The 25,333-nt window shown below is 36.1% G+C and carries 21 protein-coding genes; all 21 read right to left on the reverse strand.

The features are described 5' to 3' along the window. The 21 genes from AC2YJL_RS18230 to AC2YJL_RS18330 all read right to left on the reverse strand — a co-directional run bounded on the left by AC2YJL_RS18230 (nucleotide 1) and on the right by AC2YJL_RS18330 (nucleotide 25,324). A complete protein-coding gene (locus tag AC2YJL_RS18230; RefSeq protein WP_487374844.1) occupies nucleotides 1–3,510 on the reverse strand; it encodes a CgeB family protein in 3,510 nt (1,169 codons plus the stop codon). Further along, a complete protein-coding gene (locus AC2YJL_RS18235) occupies nucleotides 3,507–3,767 on the reverse strand; it encodes a hypothetical protein (RefSeq protein ID WP_098332204.1) in 261 nt (86 codons plus the stop codon). The genes AC2YJL_RS18230 and AC2YJL_RS18235 overlap by 4 nt, the downstream gene beginning before the upstream one ends. 24 nt (nucleotides 3,768–3,791) lie before the next feature. Next, the gene (locus AC2YJL_RS18240; protein WP_487374880.1) at nucleotides 3,792–5,078 is read right to left on the reverse strand and encodes a glycosyltransferase; all 1,287 of its coding nucleotides are present in this window, start codon (nucleotides 5,076–5,078) and stop codon (nucleotides 3,792–3,794) included. Further along, a complete protein-coding gene (locus AC2YJL_RS18245) occupies nucleotides 5,072–6,325 on the reverse strand; it encodes a glycosyltransferase family 4 protein (RefSeq protein WP_487374845.1) in 1,254 nt (417 codons plus the stop codon). The genes AC2YJL_RS18240 and AC2YJL_RS18245 overlap by 7 nt, the downstream gene beginning before the upstream one ends. Before the next feature lie 58 nt (nucleotides 6,326–6,383). Continuing rightward, complete coding sequence (galU, locus tag AC2YJL_RS18250; RefSeq protein WP_095379786.1) at nucleotides 6,384–7,265, reverse strand: UTP--glucose-1-phosphate uridylyltransferase GalU; 882 nt, start codon at nucleotides 7,263–7,265, stop codon at nucleotides 6,384–6,386. A 23-nt stretch (nucleotides 7,266–7,288) separates the two neighbouring features. Beyond that, nucleotides 7,289–8,413 (reverse strand): non-hydrolyzing UDP-N-acetylglucosamine 2-epimerase, encoded by a 1,125-nt coding sequence (wecB, locus tag AC2YJL_RS18255; RefSeq protein ID WP_098332201.1) that lies wholly within the window; start codon nucleotides 8,411–8,413, stop codon nucleotides 7,289–7,291. 61 nt (nucleotides 8,414–8,474) lie between these two features. Then, entirely contained in the window at nucleotides 8,475–8,627 is a 153-nt protein-coding gene (locus AC2YJL_RS18260) for a hypothetical protein (RefSeq protein ID WP_170943804.1), read from the reverse strand. 20 nt (nucleotides 8,628–8,647) lie between these two features. After that, nucleotides 8,648–9,415: a tyrosine-protein phosphatase gene (locus AC2YJL_RS18265; RefSeq protein ID WP_487374846.1), complete on the reverse strand. Its 768-nt coding sequence runs from the start codon at nucleotides 9,413–9,415 to the stop codon at nucleotides 8,648–8,650. Nucleotides 9,416–9,754: 339 nt separating this feature from the next. Beyond that, nucleotides 9,755–10,477, reverse strand: a complete 723-nt coding sequence (locus AC2YJL_RS18270; RefSeq protein WP_487374847.1) for a DUF6270 domain-containing protein — start codon at nucleotides 10,475–10,477, stop codon at nucleotides 9,755–9,757. 17 nt (nucleotides 10,478–10,494) lie between these two features. Beyond that, on the reverse strand, nucleotides 10,495–12,102 hold the full coding sequence (locus AC2YJL_RS18275) for a glycosyltransferase family 4 protein (RefSeq protein ID WP_487374848.1): 1,608 nt from the start codon (nucleotides 12,100–12,102) through the stop codon (nucleotides 10,495–10,497). A gap of 15 nt (nucleotides 12,103–12,117) precedes the next feature. Continuing rightward, nucleotides 12,118–14,778, reverse strand: a complete 2,661-nt coding sequence (locus tag AC2YJL_RS18280) for a CgeB family protein (RefSeq protein ID WP_487374849.1) — start codon at nucleotides 14,776–14,778, stop codon at nucleotides 12,118–12,120. Between the two features lie 49 nt (nucleotides 14,779–14,827). Beyond that, a complete protein-coding gene (locus AC2YJL_RS18285; RefSeq protein ID WP_487374850.1) occupies nucleotides 14,828–15,727 on the reverse strand; it encodes a hypothetical protein in 900 nt (299 codons plus the stop codon). 225 nt (nucleotides 15,728–15,952) lie between these two features. After that, nucleotides 15,953–16,663 (reverse strand): CpsD/CapB family tyrosine-protein kinase, encoded by a 711-nt coding sequence (locus tag AC2YJL_RS18290; protein ID WP_487374851.1) that lies wholly within the window; start codon nucleotides 16,661–16,663, stop codon nucleotides 15,953–15,955. Further along, nucleotides 16,653–17,405: a YveK family protein gene (locus AC2YJL_RS18295; RefSeq protein WP_251468730.1), complete on the reverse strand. Its 753-nt coding sequence runs from the start codon at nucleotides 17,403–17,405 to the stop codon at nucleotides 16,653–16,655. The genes AC2YJL_RS18290 and AC2YJL_RS18295 overlap by 11 nt, the downstream gene beginning before the upstream one ends. Nucleotides 17,406–17,609: 204 nt before the next feature. Next, nucleotides 17,610–18,620 (reverse strand): mannose-6-phosphate isomerase, class I, encoded by a 1,011-nt coding sequence (gene manA / locus AC2YJL_RS18300; RefSeq protein WP_487374852.1) that lies wholly within the window; start codon nucleotides 18,618–18,620, stop codon nucleotides 17,610–17,612. 17 nt (nucleotides 18,621–18,637) lie between these two features. Next, a complete protein-coding gene (locus tag AC2YJL_RS18305; RefSeq protein WP_487374853.1) occupies nucleotides 18,638–19,720 on the reverse strand; it encodes a glycosyltransferase in 1,083 nt (360 codons plus the stop codon). A gap of 66 nt (nucleotides 19,721–19,786) precedes the next feature. Beyond that, nucleotides 19,787–21,175: a sugar phosphate nucleotidyltransferase gene (locus AC2YJL_RS18310; protein WP_487374854.1), complete on the reverse strand. Its 1,389-nt coding sequence runs from the start codon at nucleotides 21,173–21,175 to the stop codon at nucleotides 19,787–19,789. An 88-nt stretch (nucleotides 21,176–21,263) separates the two neighbouring features. After that, the gene (locus tag AC2YJL_RS18315; RefSeq protein ID WP_487374855.1) at nucleotides 21,264–22,583 is read right to left on the reverse strand and encodes a UDP-glucose dehydrogenase family protein; all 1,320 of its coding nucleotides are present in this window, start codon (nucleotides 22,581–22,583) and stop codon (nucleotides 21,264–21,266) included. A 26-nt stretch (nucleotides 22,584–22,609) separates the two neighbouring features. After that, entirely contained in the window at nucleotides 22,610–23,857 is a 1,248-nt protein-coding gene (locus AC2YJL_RS18320) for a glycosyltransferase family 4 protein (protein WP_487374856.1), read from the reverse strand. Then, nucleotides 23,854–24,420 (reverse strand): WcaF family extracellular polysaccharide biosynthesis acetyltransferase, encoded by a 567-nt coding sequence (locus AC2YJL_RS18325; protein WP_487374857.1) that lies wholly within the window; start codon nucleotides 24,418–24,420, stop codon nucleotides 23,854–23,856. Before AC2YJL_RS18325 ends, AC2YJL_RS18320 begins: the two co-directional genes overlap by 4 nt. 28 nt (nucleotides 24,421–24,448) lie before the next feature. Next, nucleotides 24,449–25,324: a glycosyltransferase family 2 protein gene (locus AC2YJL_RS18330; RefSeq protein ID WP_487374858.1), complete on the reverse strand. Its 876-nt coding sequence runs from the start codon at nucleotides 25,322–25,324 to the stop codon at nucleotides 24,449–24,451. Nucleotides 25,325–25,333: the final 9 nt, after the last annotated feature.

A 25,333-nucleotide genomic window follows, 5' to 3' on the forward strand; every position in this document is an offset into this window, starting at 1 on the left:
TCATAGCTCTACTTTTTTTAGGATAGAATCCAATTTTGCTTCTGCACAATCTTTTACGTAAACATAGTTAAACTTATCGCTGCTGAAAAACTGCTTTCCAAATCTCGCATAGAAAGAAAGGTCTTTTTCTTCTTCAAACATTAAAAATACTTCTTCAAGAGAGATATTGCTGTAAGCATTTGTCTTAGCAATCGTTCGCTCTGGACTTAAAAATGGATTAAATTCATATTCATGCCCTTGATGCTGCTGCTTTAATTCCTCGCCAACTGCTGTAAAATATGAACTTTTACCAATAAAATCACTATCTGTAAAAGTGGTGCTAAGCATTAAATCAAGCAAATAATTTTCGCCATATAAACTATTTGGTCCAAAATATGTGACAAACGGTGTTTCAATCCAATCACGAATATTTAAGTAGTTGTGCATATAACTGCGTACAAATGTTTGAACAGTTGACGTATTATATTTATTATAAAGATCCAAATAACCATCAAATGTATCTATTAATACATATAATTTTTTATTTTCATATTTTTGAGAGTTAAATTGAGAAACAACTCTTTCAAACTCTTCTTTATTACGTGCAAAAGCTACTACCGTGACATCTGGCAATTGAGTTGCAAAGTTTAGACCTACTTTATCAATAATATCCGCCAAACGATGCGTATACGTGTGTTTTGTTAACACATCTCGAATTCCTGTCAGTGCTTTTTCTTCGTAATACTGTTCATTTTCTAATAACGTTTTGAACTCTTGGTAGAGATCTTCAGGCTTTTCAGACATATAAACTAATTCTGGAAAGATTTTTTCAATCCCTTGAGCGTAAGTACTGATGACAGGCGTTCCACATGCTAACCCTTCATATACACGGCGAGAGAACATTGTCGGAGACTCTTTTACGGTATTTACATTAATCATTACCTTATAACCTTTATAGGCTTTGTCAATTTCATAGTATTTCAAGTTTCCTTTTATAAAAGGTTGAAAACGATCTGGGAACTGATGATTTGGCATAAGGCCTTTTAAATTCTTCAAGTAGTTTCGGTCATAAATATCCAACCCTACTTTAGCAGCCGCATCTAATAGACGGTCCATATCTATACAGCGCTCTTCATGATGACGATAATAAGAACCGGCAAAACAAGCTTTATTTTCTCGTTCTTCTACAATCTTAATCGGGTTATGGATAGATGGCTGTGCAGCGAACGGTAGCGCAAACACGTTCTCATGACCAGCTCTTTCCTGATAATATGGAACCATGTTTTCGTCAGTAGTAAAGATATAATCAAAACGACGAGCCGTCTCAATAAAACGATTAAAATGCACAGGATCTTCTTTGTTCCAAAAAACAGTAGGCACGTTATGTTCTTTACACCATTGTAATAATCCGAATAACGCCTTCATATTTTCTTCACCGTAATATCCTACACGTCTATTCCAAGTTCCTTCATTTCCACGCCAAGCAGACTCTACCATTAAGAGATCCGGATGTTCTTTTGTCATGACTTCACGCCAATTGTCCGGGGTCATTTTAATGAGATGACATTCATCTTCATAAGATGCCGTCGTAAATTCATCAAATATAACAGCCATTTTTAATTCTTTGATTGGCTTTGGCGGCAAAATACTAAATGCATCGATCTCTGATTTACTCAGATATTCAACAGTAGATGTAGCCTCAAGACTTTGCATCTCGTTGACAATGATATCAGTCACTTCAATATTACCTTTGCCTGCTACTCGCAAGGCAAATCTAAATTGAGTTACGTCTTCATGAGGCTTTACTTTCGTAATGGAGTTGAACTTCAGCTGTAATACTTGAACTTTGTCATCTCCAGAATAACCGATGAACATTGGAATTACAGTTGCATCATCAGCAGCTATCCCTTTTACTAAGAATTCATACTCATGATCTGGCAGCATCGTCATTAAATGATGAGTAGGAAGCATTTTAAAACTATTATTTGTTTCTTTATAAGACATATAGATATTTTTTCCGTCTTCAATATCTACATGCGCTTTCAAATAGTTTGCTCCATCAACAAATTGAACAGACTTATTATTTCCCTTGAACCAGTTTGAATTTTCTAGCTCCAATGCAAGACTGTTAGTAATTTCAACTGGTTTTTCATCTACATTCACTTGTAAGCTTTTGAAAAAACCTTCTCCGCTTACTCGCACTAAAAATTCTACTCGTTCCGTTTCTGCACCAAATCTAAGCTCTAGTGATTCATTCACATTAACCTGATGTACTTCGGTTTGAGTGTTACGCTGAAATCCTAAAATAAATAGCGTTATTTGAACATCCCCGTAGAGGTCACTTGACGGAGTAATTGTATAAAGGTGCTTTTCCTTAGTATTAATAGCGTAGGGCTGCTTCTTTTTTAGATCATCACAGCCTAAATGAATAAATTCTTGACCTACTAAGGCAGATTCAAAGAATTGATTCCATGGATGATAAACAATCTTTCCATCCGTTTGTTCCCAACCATTTAGAGATTGTTTCGTCAATGATAATTTAACGTCTGGATTCACCGATACTTTATGTTGAGTTAACGAGGCATTCTCGTTCCACCAATAGCCGATATTATTAAGAACAATATTGTTAATAGTGAATTGTCCTTTTCCAGCAACTCTAATCGCTAACCTTACGTATTTAGCTCCTTCTGGTACTGTAATAAGTCGCTTATTGTTTACCTGCACTTCCTCAGCGGAAATCTTTTTAAGATCTTCATAAAAGATTACCACTAGCCTTAAATCGATAGCTGCTTCTTTTTCACCGTTAAAATCAATTCGGAGCTTGTCCGAGTTAATAATAATTGGGTTAGCAGGAGCAACAGCGAAATTTGAATTACTTGCTCTGTGAGCGATATGCGCAAATTGTTTCTGATCGAAATTGGCATGAAATGCACGTGTAAATGGATCATAATATAACTTTGTTGATTTAGGCATAAACCATTGATTCTGCTCTAAAGCTACGAAGTTTCCTTCAATTGATAAAGATTTTTGAGCCCAATACGCTTGTTCACCTATTAGCAATTTATCAATTCTGAACGATCCCTTTCCCTTGACGCGAAGGGCTAAGCGAATTTTTTCAGTATCTGAAGAGAATGAAATAGTCTGTTCACTATTCAGCTCAACTCTGTGCATGCCGTTTTTCGAGCCGCTAACATACTCAATAATGAATAGCTCTACTGAAAGGTCTTTAGCTTCACCTCTAAAGTTCACAATTTCCTTGTAAGAATCACTAATGGTAATTAACTCTTCTTGAGGCTCTTTTTGAAAGTCTAAATTTTGCTCACGATAGGTCAAATAAGTATATTCAGTAGAACTTAAATCTGTAGTAAAAGCTCTTGACTGAGTATCAAAAGAAATAGCTGCGTCACTTTTCTTAAACCAACCGCTGTTGAATTCAACTTCTGCAAATTCTAAATTTTGAACACGCGGAGCGGTTACCCATTTTCTCTTTTGATTAATCAATTTCATCCGTTCTTGAACATCGATTATCATTTAGCATTCCCCTTTGATACGTTTTTATTGCTCAGTTTTCTTCGTAGTCTCCAATACTTTAACGTTACTTTCCCTAAAAAAGATCGAGTAATCGCAGCATAACGTTTCTCTAACATTACGTAACGCTTTTGCAAGTCATTATATTCTTTGAGCTCTTTTTCTCTCATATTTAGTTGTGAAATCAGCTCTTTTTTGACTAAAGCCAATTCTTTTTCTAATACATCTGCAGATACATGATTTTTTAACTCTACGGCCATGCCTTCAAATAACTCCTTTCTACTTTATATTGCTTGATAGACTTTCAGAAATTGAAGCTGTTCATTTTCCCAATTATATTTAAATTTAGCTGTTTTACAGTTGTTACTCATGGTTGCACGCAGAACAGGATCTCTTAACAACTGATTGACAGCACTAGCAATCTCTTCGTAATCATGCGAGTCCACGCAAAGTCCTATATGCTCGCCTTCTACTACTTTTTTAATCTCTGGAAAATCGCATGCTACCACCGGCACATCGCTCATGATATATTCAAATAATTTATTTGAAGAAGCGGAGTAATGATTGAAACAAACATTATTTAATACTTGGAAACCTAAATACGCATTTTTTGTATACTTCGGTAAGTCTTGCAGCGGCACTTTCGGAATGAATTTTACTTTATCTTCCAAATCCATTTCCGCTACCATACGCTCTAGCTCTGGCTTGATACGTCCATCTCCAATAAAGACTAACGTTCCTTCTTTAAATAACGGCGCTGCTTGAACGAGCTTTTCAAGGCCTCTTCCCGTTTGAATACCGCCTTGATACAACAGAATCTTTTCATTTTCAGGAAGCCCTAAACGTTCATGTAAATCAATTGTTTCTTGATGACGCTTTTTGGGTTGAAATGGATAGTTATAGACGACGTTCGGATAGAAACCATATAAATCTTCATTGTATTTAGCACGTGTATGATTTTCTACAATCATGGAGTCAATCTTATTAATAAAGAAAGCTTCCATTTTTGCGTATACGCCGCTGTCATAACCCGTTCGGCTCGTTTGTACCTCATGAGAATCATACACAAGGCACTTACGCTTAAAGCGAAGCTTTGAACAGATAAATCCTTGAGGAAGCGTATTTAAATCATTCGAATGATAAATATCGTACTTCTTCTTCCTGCCTTTTAAAATCATCCTTAAGATAATGCTTCCTCTTACCCAGACCACTTGCAGCTTCGTTTTTAATAACAGAGCAGCTACAATTGTAACAGGAAGGACTACGTAAGGAGCTACGTATGCTGCTCCTAACCACAGCAAAAAAGCGATCAGAGCGAGCACTTTATATTTTAGAAGTGCACGATACGCTTTTTTCATAAAGAGTAGGGAAGAAGGATAGCGCTTCACGCGATGAACATGAAAATGTTCATTTACTTCTTCATACTGTTTTAAATCTGAATTTTTCGGATCATGAATACAGATTAAATCAACGGAGTAGCCATTTTTGGATAGCGCAGTGCACTCACGCAGTACGCGCGCATCATTTGTAAAGTGATTCCATACAAACATACAGACATTTTTTCTCATAATACTTCAACCTTATCAACTGATTCTGACTGTTCTACTTGCAGAGGTTCAGAACCTTTATTCTCAATCAACTGTAATAACACTTGTATATTTTTCTCCCAATAGAAATGCTTTTTTACATAATTCAAGCTGTTGCGAGACATCTTACTGCGCTTAGAAGGATGCTGATACAAATGTAAAATATGTCTTAGCATTTCATCTGCTGTATTTGTATCCGACACAATTCCAGCTTCATGTGACAAGATCATCTCTTTTGCATAACCAGAAACAGATGCAACAATTGGAATTCCACATGTCATATAATCAATAATCTTACCAGGCAGCACTGTTTCAAATACTTGCTTTCCGTTTAATGTAACAAGACCAATATGGTGCTCTGAAATAATATGTAAACATTTTTGACGAGTTGTAGGCTTAATAAATCGAACATTCGTTAATTTATGCTCTTTCGCAAACTGAACAAATTCTTTCTTTTTAAACCCATATCCCATAACCGTCAATTCAATATTATACTCATGCAATTCTTTTGCAAGATCCATTAGAACTGTTACATCTTGCGCTAACCCAATATTACCTGCATACATCACTTTAAACGTATCGCTTCCAGATTCAACCATAGAAATTTCAGTTCCGTTGGCAGCATTGGGCATAAAATGAATTTTGCTTGATGGAATTGAATATTTCTCTGTCATAAAGTGGATAAATCCTTGGCTGTTTACAATAATATGATTGGCTTTTACATACAGTACTTTCTCAAGCCAGCTGAAAACAGAAATGACAATGGGATAGTTGAACACACCTACGCCTTTTAATGACTCCGGCCACAGATCCCGAATGTCCAATATAAGAGGTCTCCGATAGCGATACTTTGCAAGCAATCCAACTACTGCAATAAAGATAGGCGGAGACGTAACGAAAATCACATCATACTTTTTTCGGTCAGTTAAAATGAAGAACATCATTTTAAAAGCAATCTCTAAATAATACATCAAACGATTAATAATACTTCTGGAATACTTGCGATTTTTCACACCGATGCGCGTTACATCATTTTCTTCATCAATTGAATGATCATCCCAAAACTGTTCATCATCATATATCTTTTTATTTGGATATGTAGGCTCAGTGGTCAGTACATTTACGTCATAATTTTCATCTTTTAAGAGTTTATATATATTTTTTATACGATTTCCTGCACTACCGATTTCAGGATAAAAATGTTGAGAAATCACAAGTACCCTTTTTGTCAAAACAACTTCACTCCAATACAATTTCACTAGTTCACCAAGCGAACTAGTGAAATATCAATTAAGCTTTTACGTTTTCTCTTTGTAATAGCTCATTCATAAATGTAAGTAAACCTTCACGTAAGTCTTCGTGCTGCAGAGCAAATTCTAACGACGTTTGAATAAACCCTAGCTTTTCACCCACATCGTAGCGTTTTCCTTCAAAATCGTAGGCAAACACACGCTGAATTTCGTTAAGCTTTTGAATTGCATCCGTTAATTGAATCTCTCCACCTGCTCCTACTTCCTGCTGTTCTAAAAATTTAAAGATTTCAGGCGTAAAAATATAGCGGCCCATAATCGCTAGATTAGAAGGAGCTGTTCCTAATGCTGGCTTTTCGACAAAGGTATCAACCTGATAGCGGCGTCCTTTATTAGAAATAGGATCTACAATTCCATAACGATTCGTTTCGTTTTCTGGAACCGTCTGCACACCTATGACTGATGATAACGTTTCGTCATACTGATTCATCAGCTGACGCAGGCAAGGCGTGTCTGCTTGAACAATGTCGTCTCCTAGCAGTACAGCAAACGGCTCATCTCCAATAAATTTACGTGCGCACCAAACCGCATGCCCTAATCCTTTTGGTTCTTTTTGACGGATGTAATGAATTTCTACATTCGCGGATTGACGCACTTTTTCCAAAAGCTCGAACTTTTCCTTTTCTACTAGGTTTTGTTCTAATTCCGGTGCGTTGTCAAAATGATCTTCAATGGCACGTTTTCCTTTACCCGTTACGATAATAATGTCTTCAATACCAGACTCAATTGCTTCTTCGATAATGTATTGAATGGTCGGTTTGTCTACAATCGGCAGCATTTCTTTTGGCATTGCTTTTGTTGCCGGTAAGAAACGTGTACCTAGTCCAGCAGCTGGAATAATTGCTTTTTTTACTTTTGACATCGCCTAAATCCCCTATCTAAAAATTAGTTATTTTCAGCAGTAAAGTATTCACTAATTGCATCAGCAATACGTTTTGAAGCAAAGCCGTCACCGTACGGGTTAGATGCTTTAGACATACGGGCATATTCTTCTTCATTTGTTAAAAGCTCTTTAGCAAGTGAATAAATGGTTTCTTCTTCTACACCTGCAAGCTTTAACGTTCCAGCTTCAATGCCTTCAGGACGTTCTGTTGTATCACGCAGCACTAATACAGGTACACCTAATGAAGGAGCCTCTTCTTGCACGCCGCCTGAATCCGTTAAAATGATATGAGCACGCGAAGCGAAATTATGGAAGTCCACTACTTCTAGAGGTTCAATTAATTGAATGCGAGGATCATTTCCTAACACTTCATCTGCTAATTCACGAACAACAGGATTTAAATGTACAGGGTAGACTACTTGTACGTCATCATGTTCCTCTACAATTCGTTTGATTGCACGGAACATATTGCGCATTGGTTCACCAAGATTTTCACGGCGGTGAGCTGTTAACAGAATTAGACGGTCATCGCCTACACGATCTAATACCGGATGAGAATACTCTTCTAATACAGTTGTTTTAAGTGCATCAATTGCCGTGTTTCCTGTAATAAATAACGTTTCTTCTTTTTTATTTTCTTGTAACAAGTTATGTGCAGATTTTGTAGTAGGAGCAAAATGAAGGTCCGCTAATACACCTGTTAATTGGCGGTTCATTTCTTCCGGATACGGAGAATATTTATTCCATGTACGAAGTCCCGCTTCTACATGACCTACCTTGATTTGGTTATAAAAAGCCGCAAGACCTGCGATGAAGGTTGTTGTTGTATCGCCGTGAACAAGTACGATATCAGGCTGAACTTCTTTCATGACTTGATCTAGTCCTTGAAGTCCGCGTGTTGTTACATCCATAAGCGTTTGACGGTCTTTCATAATGTTTAAGTCGTGATCTGGTGTGATATCAAACACACGCAGCACTTGGTCTAGCATTTCACGGTGCTGAGCTGTTACGGTCACGATAGATTCAAATTCTTCTGAACGTTTGTTTAATTCTAATACAAGAGGAGCCATTTTAATAGCCTCTGGACGTGTTCCAAAAATCGTCATTACTTTAATACGGTTTTTCATAGAGTCACCTGATTTCATGTAAGTATGTATAAGAAATACTAGCTTCTAGTTTACTAGAAGCTTAGTTATTTCGTTTATAAAATTCCTGCTCTTTTTTATCTATTGCTTCCATCAAATACCTTTTTAAGACAAGAAGCTGATCATAAGAAGCGTCTTGACTAATGTACCGGACAGTTTTTTTTACTGTTTTAGGTAATGTATCAAAAGTTTTCATTTCTCTCACCTATCTGACTTCTAAAAAATCCCTAAAATTTTTTTCCTCTTTACTCTTTCTGGAGGTTCTTTAAAACACATTTGCCCTTTTATTACGTACTCAGCATTTTCTAAAAAAGCGTAAATCATTTCTCTTCCATTTTCTTTTTCAATGCTCTCCAAAGCTTCCTGCATATGAAAAGAACGTCCATCAAGATTATGCGCATCCGACGAAACAAAATGAACAAGGTTAGCGTCTATTAACTGATGAGAAAATTTCTTTATTTTTTTTCCGAATCGTCCCGTTACACTAGAAGCCGTTACTTGAGCCAATGCACCTTTACTGATTAAATTATAAAGAAGCTCTGGCTCTTCTATCAATCGACTGTTTCGTTCAGGATGAACAATGATGGGAACAATCCCTTTAGACTGAATATCAAATAAAAGTCGCTCGGTGTAATAAGGGACTTGGCTAGAAGGAAATTCTATAAATATATATTTGCCAGTATCATTTAAAGTTAATATTTTAGAATTCTGATAATCTTCCAAAATTTCGCCATAAATTCTATTTTCCTGACCTGGTAATACGGTTAAAGGGACATCTTCTCTAACGAGTAATTCATTTAGGGCGTTCACTTTTTTAACAATAAGGTCTTTCTCATTTACATATCGGCCGTTTTGATGATGGGGTGTGGCCACAATTTGGGTGATTCCTTCTGAAACAGCTTTTCTAGCCATAGCTACGCTCATTTCATCACTTCGAGAACCATCATCAATATTAGCTAAAATATGACAATGTAAGTCAATCATTAACTTTCACCCTATCCTTCTTAAGACCTAATAAAAGCAATACTTATGTTAGCATATTATGACATGTATTTCTATGTCTTTTTTTGTCGAATTTTCCTCTTCAGAGTCTATTGTCATTTTTTTAGAATATTATAAACAAATCTATCTATTTCAATCTACCCACTGTTTGAGGCTTAAAAAGCGCTTTTTAAGCCTAGTTAAACTACATTTTAAAGACAAATTTAAGATTAACTCTTTTATTCAACGTTTTAATTTACCATAAAATACTTATGTCTTTTTGCATATTTTCACCTGAGAAACTATATCTTTTCTCCTTGTTATCAATATATCTTATAGTACTTATTTACATATCTTATTCAACTGTTCAATGAATGCTTTATAATATTTTTCCTCGTAATGAAATGGAGAAAGCCCCCACTTGTTAGATTCATCAGCATGATACTGATCATTTAAATCGATTACGTGTATGCCTGGAAAATTCTCTTGGAAGAATTCATAGTAACCATCTATTTTGTCGTTGTTCCGCTTGATCCAGTAATGCTCTTTAAACGTTTGCTCTTCTCCATTTTTGTCAATGTAAGAATATCGCCAGAGAGCTTTGTGCAGTATGATTTGTTTAGGATTAAATCTGCCTTTTAAATCTTCAATCAGCTGCAAAGCACTTTTTTTCCACAGTTCGTTAATTTCTTCTTTGTTTAACGCACTTGCCTCATATTGAATTTGTTCATTCACATTTGAATGAACAAATTCATTTGAACGTGTAATATAGCTGCCGTTTCTTTCAAGCACTTCCATTCTTTCATCAATAAAATCAATAAGAAGATAGTTTGCTTCAGTTTCTTTTATGTAACGTGGAAAATATTTCGTAAGATCGTAGTACACCATCTCTTTTTGAAAATCTGAAGCTAATTGAATGTCTTCTCTTTTAATATCAATTTTCGGTGAATAGAGACTAATGAGAGAAGAACGGGCAAAATACGTCTCCAGCGTATACTGGCTTTCTTCTGTGAACTCTAAAGCATCTCTTGTCACACAGCTTCCTAAAATATCAAGTTTCTTCATTATTTACTCCCTCTCTATCAACCCAGAATTTCAGTTAATTCTTGATCAATAATTTTATGAATACTGCACTGCTCTCTCATACGCTGAGCTGCATTTTCTGACTTTCTCGTAAACTCTTTTGGGTGATGATAAAGATAATCAATGCTCTCAGCAAGTCCTTCAGCGTCTTCTCGTGCTGCTAAGAATCCACAATCGTCGTTCACAAACTCAGGGATTGCAGTTACACCGTTCGTTATAGGAATTAATCCACTTGACATCGATTCACACATAGAAACACCTTGCGCATCCAAACGAGTTGGACATAGAAATAAACCATGTTCTTTATGAATATTTGCTATTTCTCCTTGAGGAAGAAAATGGTTATGAATATGAACATTGCTAAAAGAACGAATAGGTTCCAAAATTTCGTCAAACAATGCTCCTTGACCGTAAATATTAAACTCTAACTCATTAAAATAAGGTTTTGTAGATAAGCTTAAAATAGCCTTCACTGAAAGGTCGTTTGCATACTTATGAGATGCAAATGGTCGAATACTCAATATTTTTTTACGCTGCTCAGGATCTTTTTTCACATAGTTAAACAGCTGATCATCTACTACGTTATGAATAATAGAGTAGTTTTTAACAAATGAATTTGTATCACTTTCTGCAACCGCTTCTTTAAACCACCTTGAAACAAAGATGAATTTAATATTTAACGCTGTGCTCTCATAGATAGATTTCATAAAATCTGTTCGTTTTTTATTCTCTTTAATAGAAGCAAGTGCTTTTTCCAGACTGCTTGAATCAGTGGTAAAGTTAAACCATCTTCTATACCACTTCTCAGTTTCTACCCCATGAATCCAGACAAGAATCGGCGTCTGTTTTACGCTGCTGGCTTCAATTGCTTCCATCATATGCTGATCAACAAAATGAATTAAAATCTTCTTGTATCTTTTTCCATTTAGTACATTAGTCAATTCTTTCTGACCACCTGTTAAGACAGAGATATTCTCAAAATGATAATATCCCAATGCTTTTTCTTTTACGTTTAATCTGAATACATCCACGTTCAAATTGTGCTGTTCATATAATTCCGCTCTTCTATGAACAAACATATTTCGATAGAGGTTATTTTTTTCAGGATAAACGTTTGTTAAAACAAGATATTCTGCTTCTTGATTGTTACGATAAATAGCTTGCTCCACTTCCACTAGCTCTTCTGAGAAAGCAGACAGGCTGATTTCTCTAATTTTTGCTTGTCCGCTCCCGCTTACGCGTAATTTTACTTTTGCTTTTTCCGCACCTTCAGGGAACCTAATCGTTTTACTAATATCCAATCCAATTTGCTCAGTTAGTACACTTTTTCCATTGACTAGGCCTGATACAATAAGCTGAACATCCAAACTATCTGACGTATCTCCTTGAATAGTAGCGATATACGTATTGTCAGCACGAACGTCCACTTCTACATCTTCACCGTAAGAAATAAATGTATGACTAGCCTCTTCCTTTACTTTTTGCACATCAATAATCAACTCTTGCGCTATACGTTTTGAATCAAACGTATAGCTAGTTTGTTTACCGTACACCCAGTGATCTTCAAATTTCAGAACCTCGGTAGGTGTTAAAGAAAATGTCTTCATTGTATAACTCCCGTCTTAAATATTCACCAAGTCATTTAATTGCTTTTTAGCCTGTTTAGGAATTTTTTTGAGATTTCGAACAAAGTTATAACTATCTATAGAAAAAAGTCGGTATCCTTTTACAAATAGAAAATCAACTGAACCTTTCAAACGGAAAATCTCTACTAATTCATTCATACTTACTTCACGTAAAACCTCTGATTTTAGCATACAAGCGTCAATGTTTAACTCATTTGTATAGACATGTCTCTTATCAGCGCATGATAATGCAAACTGCTGATTTTCATACGTATAATAGCTGCCTTTTCCAATTGCTTCACTCGTTGTATATTTTGTAGCTAATGCTAAATCCATTAAATAATGCTTTCCGTAAAAGTTAGATGAATCAAAGTAAGCAACATGGCCTGACTGCTCTTGAAGCGATAACTGCTTAAATTCATCTTCTGTTACACATACAGCATTTATTTTCTCCAGATCCGCTTTCAGCTGTTCGTAAGTGAAAGGCTTTGTTTGAATAAACGTTAGCTTTTTGTGATCATATGACTGCTCGTTAAACATATCCAATACACGTTTCATCTCACTGCTATTTTCTATCAAACTATATACATGAATCTTGACAGACGTCGCTTCTAAGTCAAAACCAGCTTGGTTGAACACATACTCTAAGCGATTCTCATAAGTATGGTGCTGCAGTACGTTTCGTAAACCTTGATGCGCTCGGCGTCTGTAATAAGCCTCATCATGTAACAGCTTGTCAAATTCTTTTTTAAACTCCTGCTCCGTCGTTCCCATAAACACGATATCATTAAAAATATTTTCAATTCCCGTTGAATAGGTACTTACAACTGGCGTATTTGAGGCTAAGCATTCAAATACACGTCGTGAAAACATTGTTGGTGAATCTACAACACTATTTACATTCAAAGCAACTTTATAGCCTTTATACGCTTTGTCAATTTCAGATGGCTTTAAGCTGTTTGTTGTATACTGTCGCAAGTGCTCTGGAAAATAAAATTCAATTAAATTCTTCCCGTAATTTCGATCATAAATTGTTAAGTTATAATGTGCAGCCGATTCTAACAGCATATTCATATCTCTTTGACGCTCGAGATATTTAACAGCATAATAAGACCCCGCAAAGCTAATTCCATTCTCGCGTTTATATAGCTCCACTGGATTATGGATAGAAGGCTGAGCCGCAAACGGAAGAGCAGCTACATTCTTATGGTTAGCTCTTTTTTGATAATTCTCCACTGAATTTTGATCCGTTGTAAAAATATAATCAAAATGCTTTGCGATATCTACAAATGCATTAAAATGAACAGGGTCTTCTTTATTCCAGAAAATTGTTGGAATTTCGTTTTCTTTGCACCAGTTAATGAGTTCAAAAAGATCTAAATTACTTTTACCGTTCCCTTTGGCTACTTTCCTCGTCCATCTTCCTCCGTTACCGTGCCATGCAGATTCTACAAAAAGAGCGTGAGGTCGGGTAATCGTAAACTGTGCTTTCCAATCATCTGGCCCAAATGTAATCAAGTCGCATTCCGGCTTCAAGCACTGCATCGTGAAATCATCACAAATCACGGCTAATTTCACATCTTTTAATTTCTTAGGGACATCAAACCCTAGCTGGCGTAGATGTGTATGAGACAAGAAGTTATTTTCTCGTTTTCTCTTAATCTCAATTTCTTCAATCTCTGTAAACCCTTTGCCAAAAAATTTAACCGCAAGACGACAAGACACAACCGAAGAATCAAGTTGAATCGACTTTGTTTCATTTAAATTTACTACTTCAACTTGCTCTTTCGTTCCCTTTTCCGAATAGAAAATAAGGAAAAAGTGAACGCCTGCTGTATCTTGTTTATTTCCTTTTACCGTCGCTTCATATCGGTATTCAGAATCAACTTCCAATGGAAACTTCATTGATTTTTGGCCGAAGTTAATATTTTGTTCTCTGTAAGAAATATACTGATACTCATTTTCTTCAAAATCGAAATCCGCATGAATACAGTTAGCAGAAACCGTAACCTTTGCTGTATTTTTTGCTTCAGGAACAAACCACTTCTCATTGAACATTTCATTAGAAGTAATAACATGCTGCCATTTGTATTCTTCTAAATTAATCGGTTGCTTTTTCGGCTGCACAGAAGGTGAAACCGTCTCTAAAATTGTATTTAATTCAACAAATTGAACTTGTTGAATCACAGAACTTCCTTTTCCGATAAAACGAATGGCTATCCGAAATGAATCAGCGTCTTTTTCTGTTTCAATCGTTTGACTGCGATTCAAATGAACCGACTGGATATTCACTTTCTTTTGATTTTTATACGAAATCACAAATAAATCTATTTTTACATGCTCATCTGTGAGACCGTTAAAATTAACAAGGTATTTTTGATCAGGCTCTAATTGACAGTCATACATTGGACCTGTACTAAAGTTAGTATTCTCTTCTAAATACGCAATATAAAACGAATCTCTCTTACTCATCGTATGATCTACATACAGTGAGTTCGCTTCATTCGCTACTGTTACATTTTCCGTATGTATGCTCCAATTTTCTTTATTCAAACTAAGGATATCTTTTGGATAGCTGTGTTTGGCTTTTAATAAGAAGTCCAAACTTTTCATTTCTACTCTATACTGGTTATATAAAGGCAAAAAACGATTACTCATGTGTTCCTCCACTCATACTCATTAAATAGACTTTGCTATTCATTCGTTTTTACTTATTTCTCATTTTCCAATATGAAACCGTAATTTTTCCTAACTTCGAGTTTTCTAAACTATATACGCGCTGCTCTAATTTTTCTTTTTCATCTTGAAGCTCAGCTACTTGATTATTTATTTGTTCTTTTTCTTTCTTCATTTCGCTGATTTGTGCGTTAGCATTCGTCAACTGCTTTCTTAACGACTCTAACTCACTTTCCATATTCTTATTAGCAGCTTCTAACGTAAGAACTTCTGTCTTCAAACGCTCTTTTTCTTTTTTCATCACTTTCATTTCTTCATTTTGCTGTTGAATCTCTTTTGCTAGTGCTTCATTTTGCTTCAAAGCTTCTTGCTCCGCTTGTTTTAACGACGTCACTTCTTTAGTGAGTGCTGTTCGTTCATTTACTGCCTTTTCATTTTCAGCTGTTAGTGCTGTCACTTCTTTCATCACGTTCTGTTTCTCTTCATTAACTGAAGCAAGCTTATGATTTAGTTGCTGCGTTTCTTCACTAACTGCTGCTAACTTATGGTTCATTTGCTGATTTTCTTTTTGTAATTGCACCGCTCGCTGCTGTTCTTTTTTCTCATTTTCTTTTAACACCGTGATCAGTTTATCCGTTTCTTTTTTCATCGCATGCAAATGCTTTAAATCAGCTGTTGCTTTTTCATATTTCTGTTTGTACAGAGAATCATGATTTAAGTGCATCAATAATCCTTTGTTTTTTTCAGAGAATAAGTCTTCTTGGTTTTTCATATCGTTCAAAATAAATTCAAGGATTTCTGTGAATTCCTGCTCTAATGCTTCTTTTTCGTTAATTAATTTTTGAATAATAAGATCTTTTTCTTCATCCCTATGTAAATAAGCTGCTGAATGGTCAGCTTCTTTTGCTTTATTCATTGTCTTGGTGGACATGTTGAATAACTCCTCCTCTATTAGCCAGTAATCATCATAGAAAATAATAGTTTTTCTTCTAATTATCTACAAATATACTACGTAAATTCTATCATGAAACGTGAATGCTATAAATATATTTTACTAATAAACCTTTTGTTTGTGGTTCAAAACACCTACACTTTATAAAAATAAACGCAAAAAAAGCGCCTCTCTAGTTCGAACTAGAGAGGCGCTGGTTACTAACTAGTTTTGACCATAGTAGTAATAATAATTACCTTCTTCGACTTTGCGGTTATTTAACACAACTCCAAGTAGTTTGCCTTGCGCATTGCTTAACAACTCTTTCGATTTTAACGCAGCGTCTTTCTCTGTTTTACCGCTGCTGACTACTAAAATCGTGCCATCTACTTGATTGGCTAAGATCTGCGCATCGGCCACAGCCAAAATCGGCGGCGTATCAAAAATAATCATATCAAACTGTTTCTTCATTTCTTTTAACAACTCGGTCATCTGAGCAGATGCTAACAGTTCAGATGGATTTGGCGGAATCGGACCGCTTGTTAGAACAGAAAGATGAGGAATTTCTGATTCTTGAACCGCTTGCGCTAACGTAGATTGACGAGTTAATACATTCGTAAGACCAATGTGGTTTTCTAAACGGAATGTGTAGTGACCCGTTGGTTTACGTAAATCAGCATCAATAAGTAATACGTTTAAACCTTGCTGCGCGTAAACCGTTGCTAGATTAGAAGAGGTCGTAGACTTCCCTTCTTCCGCTCCGCTTGACGTTAAGACAATCGTCTTAATATCTTGATCAACGTTTGAGAACTGAATATTGGTACGAATCGTACGGTACTGTTCTGCTACCGGATCTTTTGGACTGTTATGAGCGAGCAAACGTCTTTTTAACGTCAGCATTTTATCATTTTTTTGAGCTTTGTTTTTACGAGCCATACGTTTCACCTCTTTGCGTTACGCGAGCAGCTACATCTGGGCGCGATACGTTTGTTGGCTTAGGCACATCTTTAATATTCGTCACGACTCCAATTACAGGAAGGTCTAGAATATTTTCAATATCTTGCTCCGTTTTTAACGTGTTGTCTAAGTACTCAAGTAAGAATGATAGCCCAATACCTACCATTAAGCCAACTACTACTGCGATCGCAATATTTAAAAGCGGCTGAGGTTTAACAGGACTTGCACTTTCACCAACCGTTGCTTTTGACAGCACTTTAACATTGTCTACATTCATAAGCTTAGGCACTTGTTTTTGGAAAACAGAAGCCGTTGTATTCGCAATTTGAGCTGCACGTTTTGCACTTGTATCTTGTACGACAATCTGTGCTACCTGCGAGTCCTGCGCGCTTGTTACTTGAATTTGACCGCTTAGGGATTGAGCAGACTTATCCATTTTTAACTCTTTGACCACTTTATCTAAGATAGCCGGACTTGTAATAATGTCATTGTACGTGTTAATAAGCTGTACGTTTGTTTGAACGGTTTGCGTATTGTACAATTGCTGATCATTTTTCGCTTGATTGACTAAAATTTGTGTCTTTGATTCATACACAGGCGTTAGCACAAAAAAGCTGATTACTCCACTTACGGTTGCAGCGATAATTGTAATCAGTACAATAAGCCAAAGACGCTTACGAAGCACTGCAAACAACTCTCGCAAACTAATTGTCTCTTCCATAGTTGACCTCCGAACTTAGTAACTTCTAAAAATTCAATATACTGTTCATTATAGTTGACAAAAGATTCTTTTACTATATTCTTTTGTAAATTAAATGAAATATTGACAGTTCTTATTTTTTCTTTCTATCTTTATATCGACACAACATGTAAAATATTTATACGTTCTATGATAAATGGCCTATTATGTTTTTTACAGGGTTCGTTAGATTTTCGCCATATCTCCAGCAACATTTGCAGCTTCGTACATACGCTGACTCTTCTCATTTGGATGAGAAGCAATAACTTCGAGCTGGCCTGTTAAAGTAAATGCTTCAATCGAACTTGGCAAAATAAAATGATCTCCTTTTTGCAGCGGAAACTCTCCTTCTTCTGTCCAAAGCATTCCGTTTCCTTCAATCACACTTCCTAATGTAAAATGGTGAGTTTGAACTAACTCAAGCGAAGACTGTATATCCCATTTATAGACAGAAAAATAATCTTCTTCTAAAAAAGTAGTGATGGTGCCGCCTTTTTCTTGAATACTAATAGGCTCTATATGTGATTCAGTATGAGGAATGGTTGTCACATCAATTGCTTTTTCTAAGTGAAGTTCTCGCAGCTTTCCTTCTTGTCCGAGGCGATTATAGTCATACACACGATACGTTGTATCTGAACTTTGCTGCGTTTCAAGAACTAGAGTTCCTTCACAAAGAGCATGCAGCGTACCGCTTGGAACATAGAAAAAATCACCGGGCTTGATTTTTACACGCTGCAATAAATCATTCCAGTGACCTTCGTTTACTAACTGCATAAATTCTTCTTTACTTTGTGCACGGTGACCAAAAATCATCGTCGCATCTTCTTTACAGTCTAGGATATACCAACATTCTGTTTTCCCGAGCTCACCATTTTCGAACTCCTGTGCATACTCATCACCTGGATGCACTTGAATGGATAAATCGTCATTAGCATCTAAAATTTTTGTTAAAAGCGGAAAGCAAGGGCTGTTAAAATGCCCAAATATCTCTGGATGCTCATCCCAAAGCTCACCTAGCGTTTTGCCGGCATAATGACCTTCTCGAACTGTATTTGGACCGTTTGGATGAGCAGAAATGGCCCAGCACTCGCCTGTTTGAGCAGAAGGTATACTATACCCGTACTGACTCTCCAACTCGGTTCCACCCCAGATACGTTCTTGAAATAGAGGCGCTAAAAAAATAGGTGCTTTTTTCATCGTTTTGAATGAACTCCTTACTTACTGTTTATTTTTTTATTAATTTCTTCGGCGATATGTACCGCTTGGTTTTTATAGCGATTGATTTGCTGCCGCCTGCATGTCTCAATGAGCGAAGGAGTCACTACTAAGCTTTCTAACTCTTTCCACTCTATTAAGTCGCATAGCTGGTGACGAACTAAATAATCAATCGTATGACGATCTTCTTTCATGCTGCTGCGATTTGTAATCAACAGCGGCACCCCAGCGCAAACCGCTTCACTGATCGTACCCCAGCCTGCTTTTGTTAAAGCAAGATCAGCCGCTGCTACATAGTGCTGCGTTTCTGTTTCATCTTGAGGAATTTTATAAATATTGGGATGAGTAACATTGACATTCGATGAAACGATAAACTTGCAGTTAGGACTTTGCCAAATAGGCAAGTCAGACAACGTTCCAATATCTACTTTCATCCCTAGACCGAAGTAGATGATGTGACTCTCACCTTCAGGATCGATCTCTCTGCGAATACGCTGTACTTCATAATCTTCTATTTCTCTTGAATAAAAACCAAAGCTCTGATTTTCTTTTATACCCCAATGTGGCTCATCACTGCATGCCAGCGAAAACTGATATGTCATCTGCTTGTATCGATCCTCTAAAAATTTCAGCGATAGGCCACCAATTAATCCTTCGTATGCTGTGAACCACGTAAAATTTGATATTCCCAGAGAAGGCAATTTTAATAGATAGGCACCTGCGATTCCTAACGGAGAAATATCCGAAACCACAAATGAAACATTGGCTACTTTCATAAAGCTCTTTTCATACATAAGCTTCGTATGAAAGCTTGATACATAAGAAGCAACTTGATGATTTAACAAATCAGCGTCTGGTTCTAGTGAATTTTCTTTTAGCACGTAGCCGACATCCGTTAAAATCTCTCGAAACCTCACGCGCTGTTCATATTTAAAAGATTGTCTAAGAAACTCAATCGCAAATGAATGACAAATAATAATTTCTATTTTTTCATTTTGCTTTAATAATTCACGAATAATGGCCGTGCTTCTAGTCGCATGGCCATATCCGTAGTCTGAAATATAATAGGCAATTGTTTTCAACCAGAAGCACCTCCTCATTAGTTACATAAAAAATAGAAGCTTTGACTTTATCTAAGCTTCTATCTTTTACAAAATCACCTGCGGTCTTGACGATTGGAATTGCTTGATTACATCGTTCCAATCATACACAAGGCGAATTACATCTTCATTTGAAATGACTTTCCCCGTTTGGACTTCAATAAATTCAAGGTCAGTTAACGCATGAATTCCGTGCTTTTTACCAGCTGGCAAGTGAATAATATCTCCTGCTTTTACGCGGCGAATGTAATCATCAAGGGCAAGCTCCCCCTCTCCACGTACAATCGTCCATACCTCGTCACGTAAATTATGATAATGATACGTCGAGTTCTTTCCTTTTGAAATATGAATACGTTTTGTTACCATTTCAGTTTCTTCATCATACTTCGCATAATCTAACACGCGTGACCAGCCCCACAGACGCTCTTCATACATTGGAGGATAGTTCCAGTTACCAATAATCTCTTTAATCTTAGGACTAGATGCTTTATCCGCAACTAAGATTCCGTCTGGACTAGCCGCAACAACTACATCTTTCACCCCTAGCACCGTAACCGGAATATCTAACTCATTTACTAAATGCGTATTAGTTGAATCATCCGTTAATACACCTTTTCCAATTTGAGATGTCGCCATTTCTTCCGTTAACGTATTCCAAGTACCAAGATCTTTCCAATAACCATCATATGGAAGAGCGACAATATGGCTGGCTTTCTCTACTACTTCATAATCAAAACTAATTTTGGGCAACGTTGTATATTCTTTGTGCAGCGTGTCAAATTGAAGCGGGAGGTTTTTCTCTTGTAAAATTTGAAGCAAATAACCTAAGCGAAACGCGAAAACGCCGCAGTTCCAAAGCGCACGCTGATTAATTAATCCAACAGCTGCTTCTTCACTCGGCTTTTCTGTAAAACAATTCACTGTAAAATAACTGTCTCCTTGTACCTTTCCTTCCGGCACGATATATCCGTACTTAGATGAAGGATACGTAGGTGTAACACCCATTAACGCTAAATCAGCTTTTGAATCACGAAGCACACTTTCTAAAACTTTTACACGTTCAAAAAAACCGTCTTCCACGTACGGATCAACTGGCAGTACGACAACAATTTCATCTTCAGATGCTTGCTCCTCGGAATGAAGGTATGAAGCTGCTAAAGCAATGGCCGGAAACGTATCACGGCGTTCAGGTTCAATAATCAACGGAATATCCGTTCCGACTTGGCTTGTAATCATATCACGCTGAAGCTTAGAAGTAGCTATAACCGTTGACTCATTTAACCCAACCGCTTCAATTTGATTCCAGACGCGCTGAACCATCGATTCTTTCTGTCCATCTCGTCCTTCTAGTACCCTTAAAAACTGCTTCGAACGCGTATCGTTTGATAATGGCCACAGACGCTTACCAGACCCACCTGATAACAACACAAGTTTCATTTATTTCCCTCCAATAAAAAAAGACCTGCTTCTTTGCAGCTCTTACACGTAATTTATTTTAAATTAACTTTATTTTAAACTTATACCATTAAATTAATGAAACTTCTAAGTTATGAATCGTCTCTCTTCCAATAGAATCATACACCATAGTTGCATCTTTTACACTTTCTAGGTCGTAGCAGTTTCTACCGTCAATAACAATTGGATTCTTCATTAATTTGCTGTAATTTGCTAAATCAAAGTGCTTTACTTGATCCCACTCTGTAAAGATAAAGCAAACATCTGCATCTTTAAGCGTTTCTTCAATTGAATAACAATATGTCACATCTTCCGGATGTACTTTCTTAAAATTATCAATGCCAATCGGATCCCAAGCCTTAACATTTGCTCCATCTTCTAACATAAGCGGAATATTTACAAGCGTAGGTGCTTCTCGTAAATCATCTGTTCCCGGCTTGAAGGTCAAACCAAGCACAGCTACATTTAATCCTTTTAAACTATCAAAATATTTTCTGGATTTTTTAATAAGCTTAAGCTTTTGATTTTCATTTACATCAATCGCAGCCTTAACCGTTTTTAACTCATAATCATGGAAATTCGCCAGCCAGTGTAATGCTTTGGTATCTTTCGGGAAACAAGATCCCCCGTAACCAATTCCTGCATTTAAAAACTTATTTCCAATACGACCGTCATAACCCATACCAAGCGCCACATCTTCAATATCTGCGCCAATGATCTCACATAGATTTGCAATCTCATTAATAAATGATATCTTTAACGCTAAGAAATCATTAGATGCATATTTAATCATTTCAGCACTTTTTCTATTCGTTACGACAATAGGGGCATCAAAGTTTTTATATACTTCTTTTAATGTCTCACCAGCAGCTTCTTCTTCTACTCCAATTACAATTCGAGAAGTATACAACGTATCTCTTACAGCGGTTCCTTGTGATAAAAACTCTGGATTCGAAGCAACATATACATTCACGTCATGTTTCAACTGAGATTTAATCAGACTCTCAATTTTATCATTCGTACCAATTGGCACTGTGGATTTCACTACTACTACGCAGTCTTTTTCAATGCTAGAAGCAATTTGCTCCGCTACGCCGTACACGTAACTCAAATTTGCTGAGCCATCGGATTTTTCTGGAGTACCAACACCTATAAAAATAACGTCTGCATCTTTATAAGCCGACTGATAGTCTGTTGTAAAATGCAAACGTTCCATATTATTATTCATTAGTTCTTCAAGACCTGGTTCATAAATAGGGGAAATTCCTGTTTTCATTAACGCCACTTTTTTATCGTCTATGTCTACACAAGTAACAGCATGGCCATTTTCTGCTAAACAAACACCCGTTACTAGACCAACATAGCCTGTACCAGCCACTGCAATTTTCATTTTTCAAGCACCCTTTCACATATCACTTAAGATTGTAAAACATTATGTAATGTTTCACGATATTTATTAATCGAAATTTCACGCTTCAGATGCTGATCTAAATAGTCCCGTCCATTAAAACCTAAATTTAATAATTTTTCTTTTTCTAATTTATAGAGATACTCTATTTGCTCAGTAATTCCTTGATAATCTTGCGGTTCCACTACAACACCACATTTGCCTTTTGCAATTAACATTTGAGCCTCACTACCTTGCTCTAATACACCTAAAATTGGTTTTCCAGCCGCCATAACACCATAAATCTTACTAGGCACAGATACACCTTTGATTCCTTTTTGATTCACAACTAAATGAACATCAGCAGCATTTAACGAATACTTAATAAATTCCTTTGGTTGATACGGTAAGAAATGCACGTTGCTAATTTCTTTTTCGTCTACAAATGATTGCATTTTTTGCTTAACGGCACCTTCTCCGATAAAAACAAATGCAAGGTCTTCATACCTCTTAAAGTGCTCAGTCACCCTTATGATATTTTCCAAATCATAATAAAGACCAATATTTCCAGAATACATAATAATGAATTTATTTTGTAAATCATTCTCTTCAAGAAATTGTTGGATGTGAACATCTTTTTTATCAAAAGGAATAATCTCATCTTCATTGGTCCAGTTGTTAATGACTACATGATTAGGAACCTTCTTATTATCAAAACGTTTTTTTAATGTTTCACTCATATCATTTCCAACTACAATAACACAGTCCGAATAACTACAGCTCAACATATCAACTTTTTTAGCTAATTTAAAAATAGATTGTTTATTAGTATAGCTCACAGCTGCCGCTTGCTCTGGATTAAAATCTTGAATGTTGTAAATATGCTTTGAACGCTTCAGGAATTTCCCTATAGTACCAATTAAGCCGCCTAATACAGGAGGCTGAGAAATAGTATAAATAGCATCCACACCTTTTTCTTTCCACAGAGCAAGGTTTGCTAACATAAAATAAGAGAATATATATTTCATTCGGCTTACTTTGGAAGTCTTATCAACTTTCGGCAAGCGAATACGAATGACTTTTATATTCTCTAAGTAATCTTCTTCAAATAGTTTAGTTGTTTTAGTTTGCTCCCCTGCATAACCCGGCTGAGCAGCTATAACTGTGATTTCAAAGTCCTCTTGAAGATCTAAGCATAGTTCTGTAAGTAACTGACCCGTAGATGCAAAGTCAGGATAAAAATAATTAATAACGAAGGCAATTTTTTTCTTTTTCACAGTAATTCATCTTCCTCAAAGCGTTTTTTAACATACTTTGCAGGCGAACCTGCGTGTACTTCGTTGGCCGGTATGTCTTTTATGACCGTACTTCGAGCTGCTACCACAGCCATTTCATTAATTGTGACACCTGGATAAATAAACACATCGCTAGCTACCCATGAACCATCTTTTATAACAATTGGTTTTGTAATTAAACCAAAATGAGGATCTTTAATATTATGACTTCCAGTACATAAATAACTTTCCTGAGACACAACACAGTTAGATCCAATATGAATTTCATCTAGACTGTAAAACTGAACATTATCCCCAATCCACGAATAATCACCAATGCTTACTTTCCATGGATAAGTAAATTTTGCATTAGAACGAATTCTAACACCTTTGCCTATGTTAGCACCAAACAAGCGTATTAAAAAATTCCGCCAATTATACATGTTATGTAAAGAAAACCGGAACATTGTAGCTTGAACAAACCACCATATCATTACTATAAGGCCGTTTCTACCCCGAGAGTACCAATCTTGATTATACCTCTCTAACTTTATATTATTTTTCATTTTTTCACCCAATGCTTTTAAATAATTATTACTTTAAGTCTCCATCTGTTTTTGCAATTTTACCCAATTGTTGTGACTCATAAATTTTTGAGTCTACTAAAAATCGATACCAGTATCCTTGTAAAAAATGAAATACTAAACCTTCTTTACCATCTAAAAAACCTAAGCGTATTATATACCTATAGAAGAAATACCATTTCGGGCGTTGAAATAAGGGAATCTTGTAGTAAAGGAAATTTTTGATCCACCTTTTTCTTTCAGCTTGTCCTCTAAATAAACTAGGCTTAACTTCTTGTTGTTGAGTCATTAATTTCTGTGTATTATAGTATTCTTCTACCTCTTTATTAGAATACCAATTATGCTTATTAGTCCACCAGTCCAAATCTTTAGTATTATTATCTATTAGATCACTTTTGAAAGTTATTGACTCTCCACTCAAGAGTATAATATGCTCATCCATTACTTTTTGCTCGCAAACTGCAGTTCTATTTCTAAATATACGAAGAAGACATTGAGGATAGACTCCGCCTCGTTTAATCCATTTTCCCATAAAATATACTCTACGCTTTAAAATAATACCATTTATATTTGAAGGTAATATTTTTAAGCGATTTTCTATTTCCAAAGATAATTCTGGAGTAAGTTCCTCATCCGCATCCATTCTCATAACCCACTCTGTGTTTATATTGGTATTTTCTAAGGCCCAGTTAAATTGAGAAGCATGGTTATCAAATTTCCGTTCATAGAAATCTAAATCTAATCCCTCGCATATTTCCTTAGTACGATCTGTACTGTAACTGTCAACAATAACAAACCTTTTAACTATTCCATTAAAAGAATCAATACATTTTTTTATATTTGCCTCTTCATTTTTAGTAAGAATAATAACAGTTAAATCTACCAAGAATACTCC

This window comes from Priestia sp. SRI_019, assembly GCF_057586255.1.

What these genes read in the sequence shown, in the direction of transcription:
- AC2YJL_RS18230 (WP_487374844.1), bottom strand. Translation starts at nt 3,510, where the DNA reads ATGATAATCGATGTTCAAGAACGGATGAAATTGATTAATCAAAAGAGA.
- AC2YJL_RS18235 (WP_098332204.1), bottom strand. Translation starts at nt 3,767, where the DNA reads ATGGCCGTAGAGTTAAAAAATCATGTATCTGCAGATGTATTAGAAAAA.
- galU (WP_095379786.1), bottom strand. Translation starts at nt 7,265, where the DNA reads ATGTCAAAAGTAAAAAAAGCAATTATTCCAGCTGCTGGACTAGGTACA.
- wecB (WP_098332201.1), bottom strand. Translation starts at nt 8,413, where the DNA reads ATGAAAAACCGTATTAAAGTAATGACGATTTTTGGAACACGTCCAGAG.
- AC2YJL_RS18260 (WP_170943804.1), bottom strand. Translation starts at nt 8,627, where the DNA reads ATGAAAACTTTTGATACATTACCTAAAACAGTAAAAAAAACTGTCCGG.
- AC2YJL_RS18265 (WP_487374846.1), bottom strand. Translation starts at nt 9,415, where the DNA reads ATGATTGACTTACATTGTCATATTTTAGCTAATATTGATGATGGTTCT.
- AC2YJL_RS18270 (WP_487374847.1), bottom strand. Translation starts at nt 10,477, where the DNA reads ATGAAGAAACTTGATATTTTAGGAAGCTGTGTGACAAGAGATGCTTTA.
- AC2YJL_RS18275 (WP_487374848.1), bottom strand. Translation starts at nt 12,102, where the DNA reads ATGAAGACATTTTCTTTAACACCTACCGAGGTTCTGAAATTTGAAGAT.
- AC2YJL_RS18280 (WP_487374849.1), bottom strand. Translation starts at nt 14,778, where the DNA reads ATGAGTAATCGTTTTTTGCCTTTATATAACCAGTATAGAGTAGAAATG.
- AC2YJL_RS18285 (WP_487374850.1), bottom strand. Translation starts at nt 15,727, where the DNA reads ATGTCCACCAAGACAATGAATAAAGCAAAAGAAGCTGACCATTCAGCA.
- AC2YJL_RS18290 (WP_487374851.1), bottom strand. Translation starts at nt 16,663, where the DNA reads ATGGCTCGTAAAAACAAAGCTCAAAAAAATGATAAAATGCTGACGTTA.
- AC2YJL_RS18295 (WP_251468730.1), bottom strand. Translation starts at nt 17,405, where the DNA reads ATGGAAGAGACAATTAGTTTGCGAGAGTTGTTTGCAGTGCTTCGTAAG.
- manA (WP_487374852.1), bottom strand. Translation starts at nt 18,620, where the DNA reads ATGAAAAAAGCACCTATTTTTTTAGCGCCTCTATTTCAAGAACGTATC.
- AC2YJL_RS18310 (WP_487374854.1), bottom strand. Translation starts at nt 21,175, where the DNA reads ATGAAACTTGTGTTGTTATCAGGTGGGTCTGGTAAGCGTCTGTGGCCA.
- AC2YJL_RS18315 (WP_487374855.1), bottom strand. Translation starts at nt 22,583, where the DNA reads ATGAAAATTGCAGTGGCTGGTACAGGCTATGTTGGTCTAGTAACGGGT.
- AC2YJL_RS18325 (WP_487374857.1), bottom strand. Translation starts at nt 24,420, where the DNA reads ATGAAAAATAATATAAAGTTAGAGAGGTATAATCAAGATTGGTACTCT.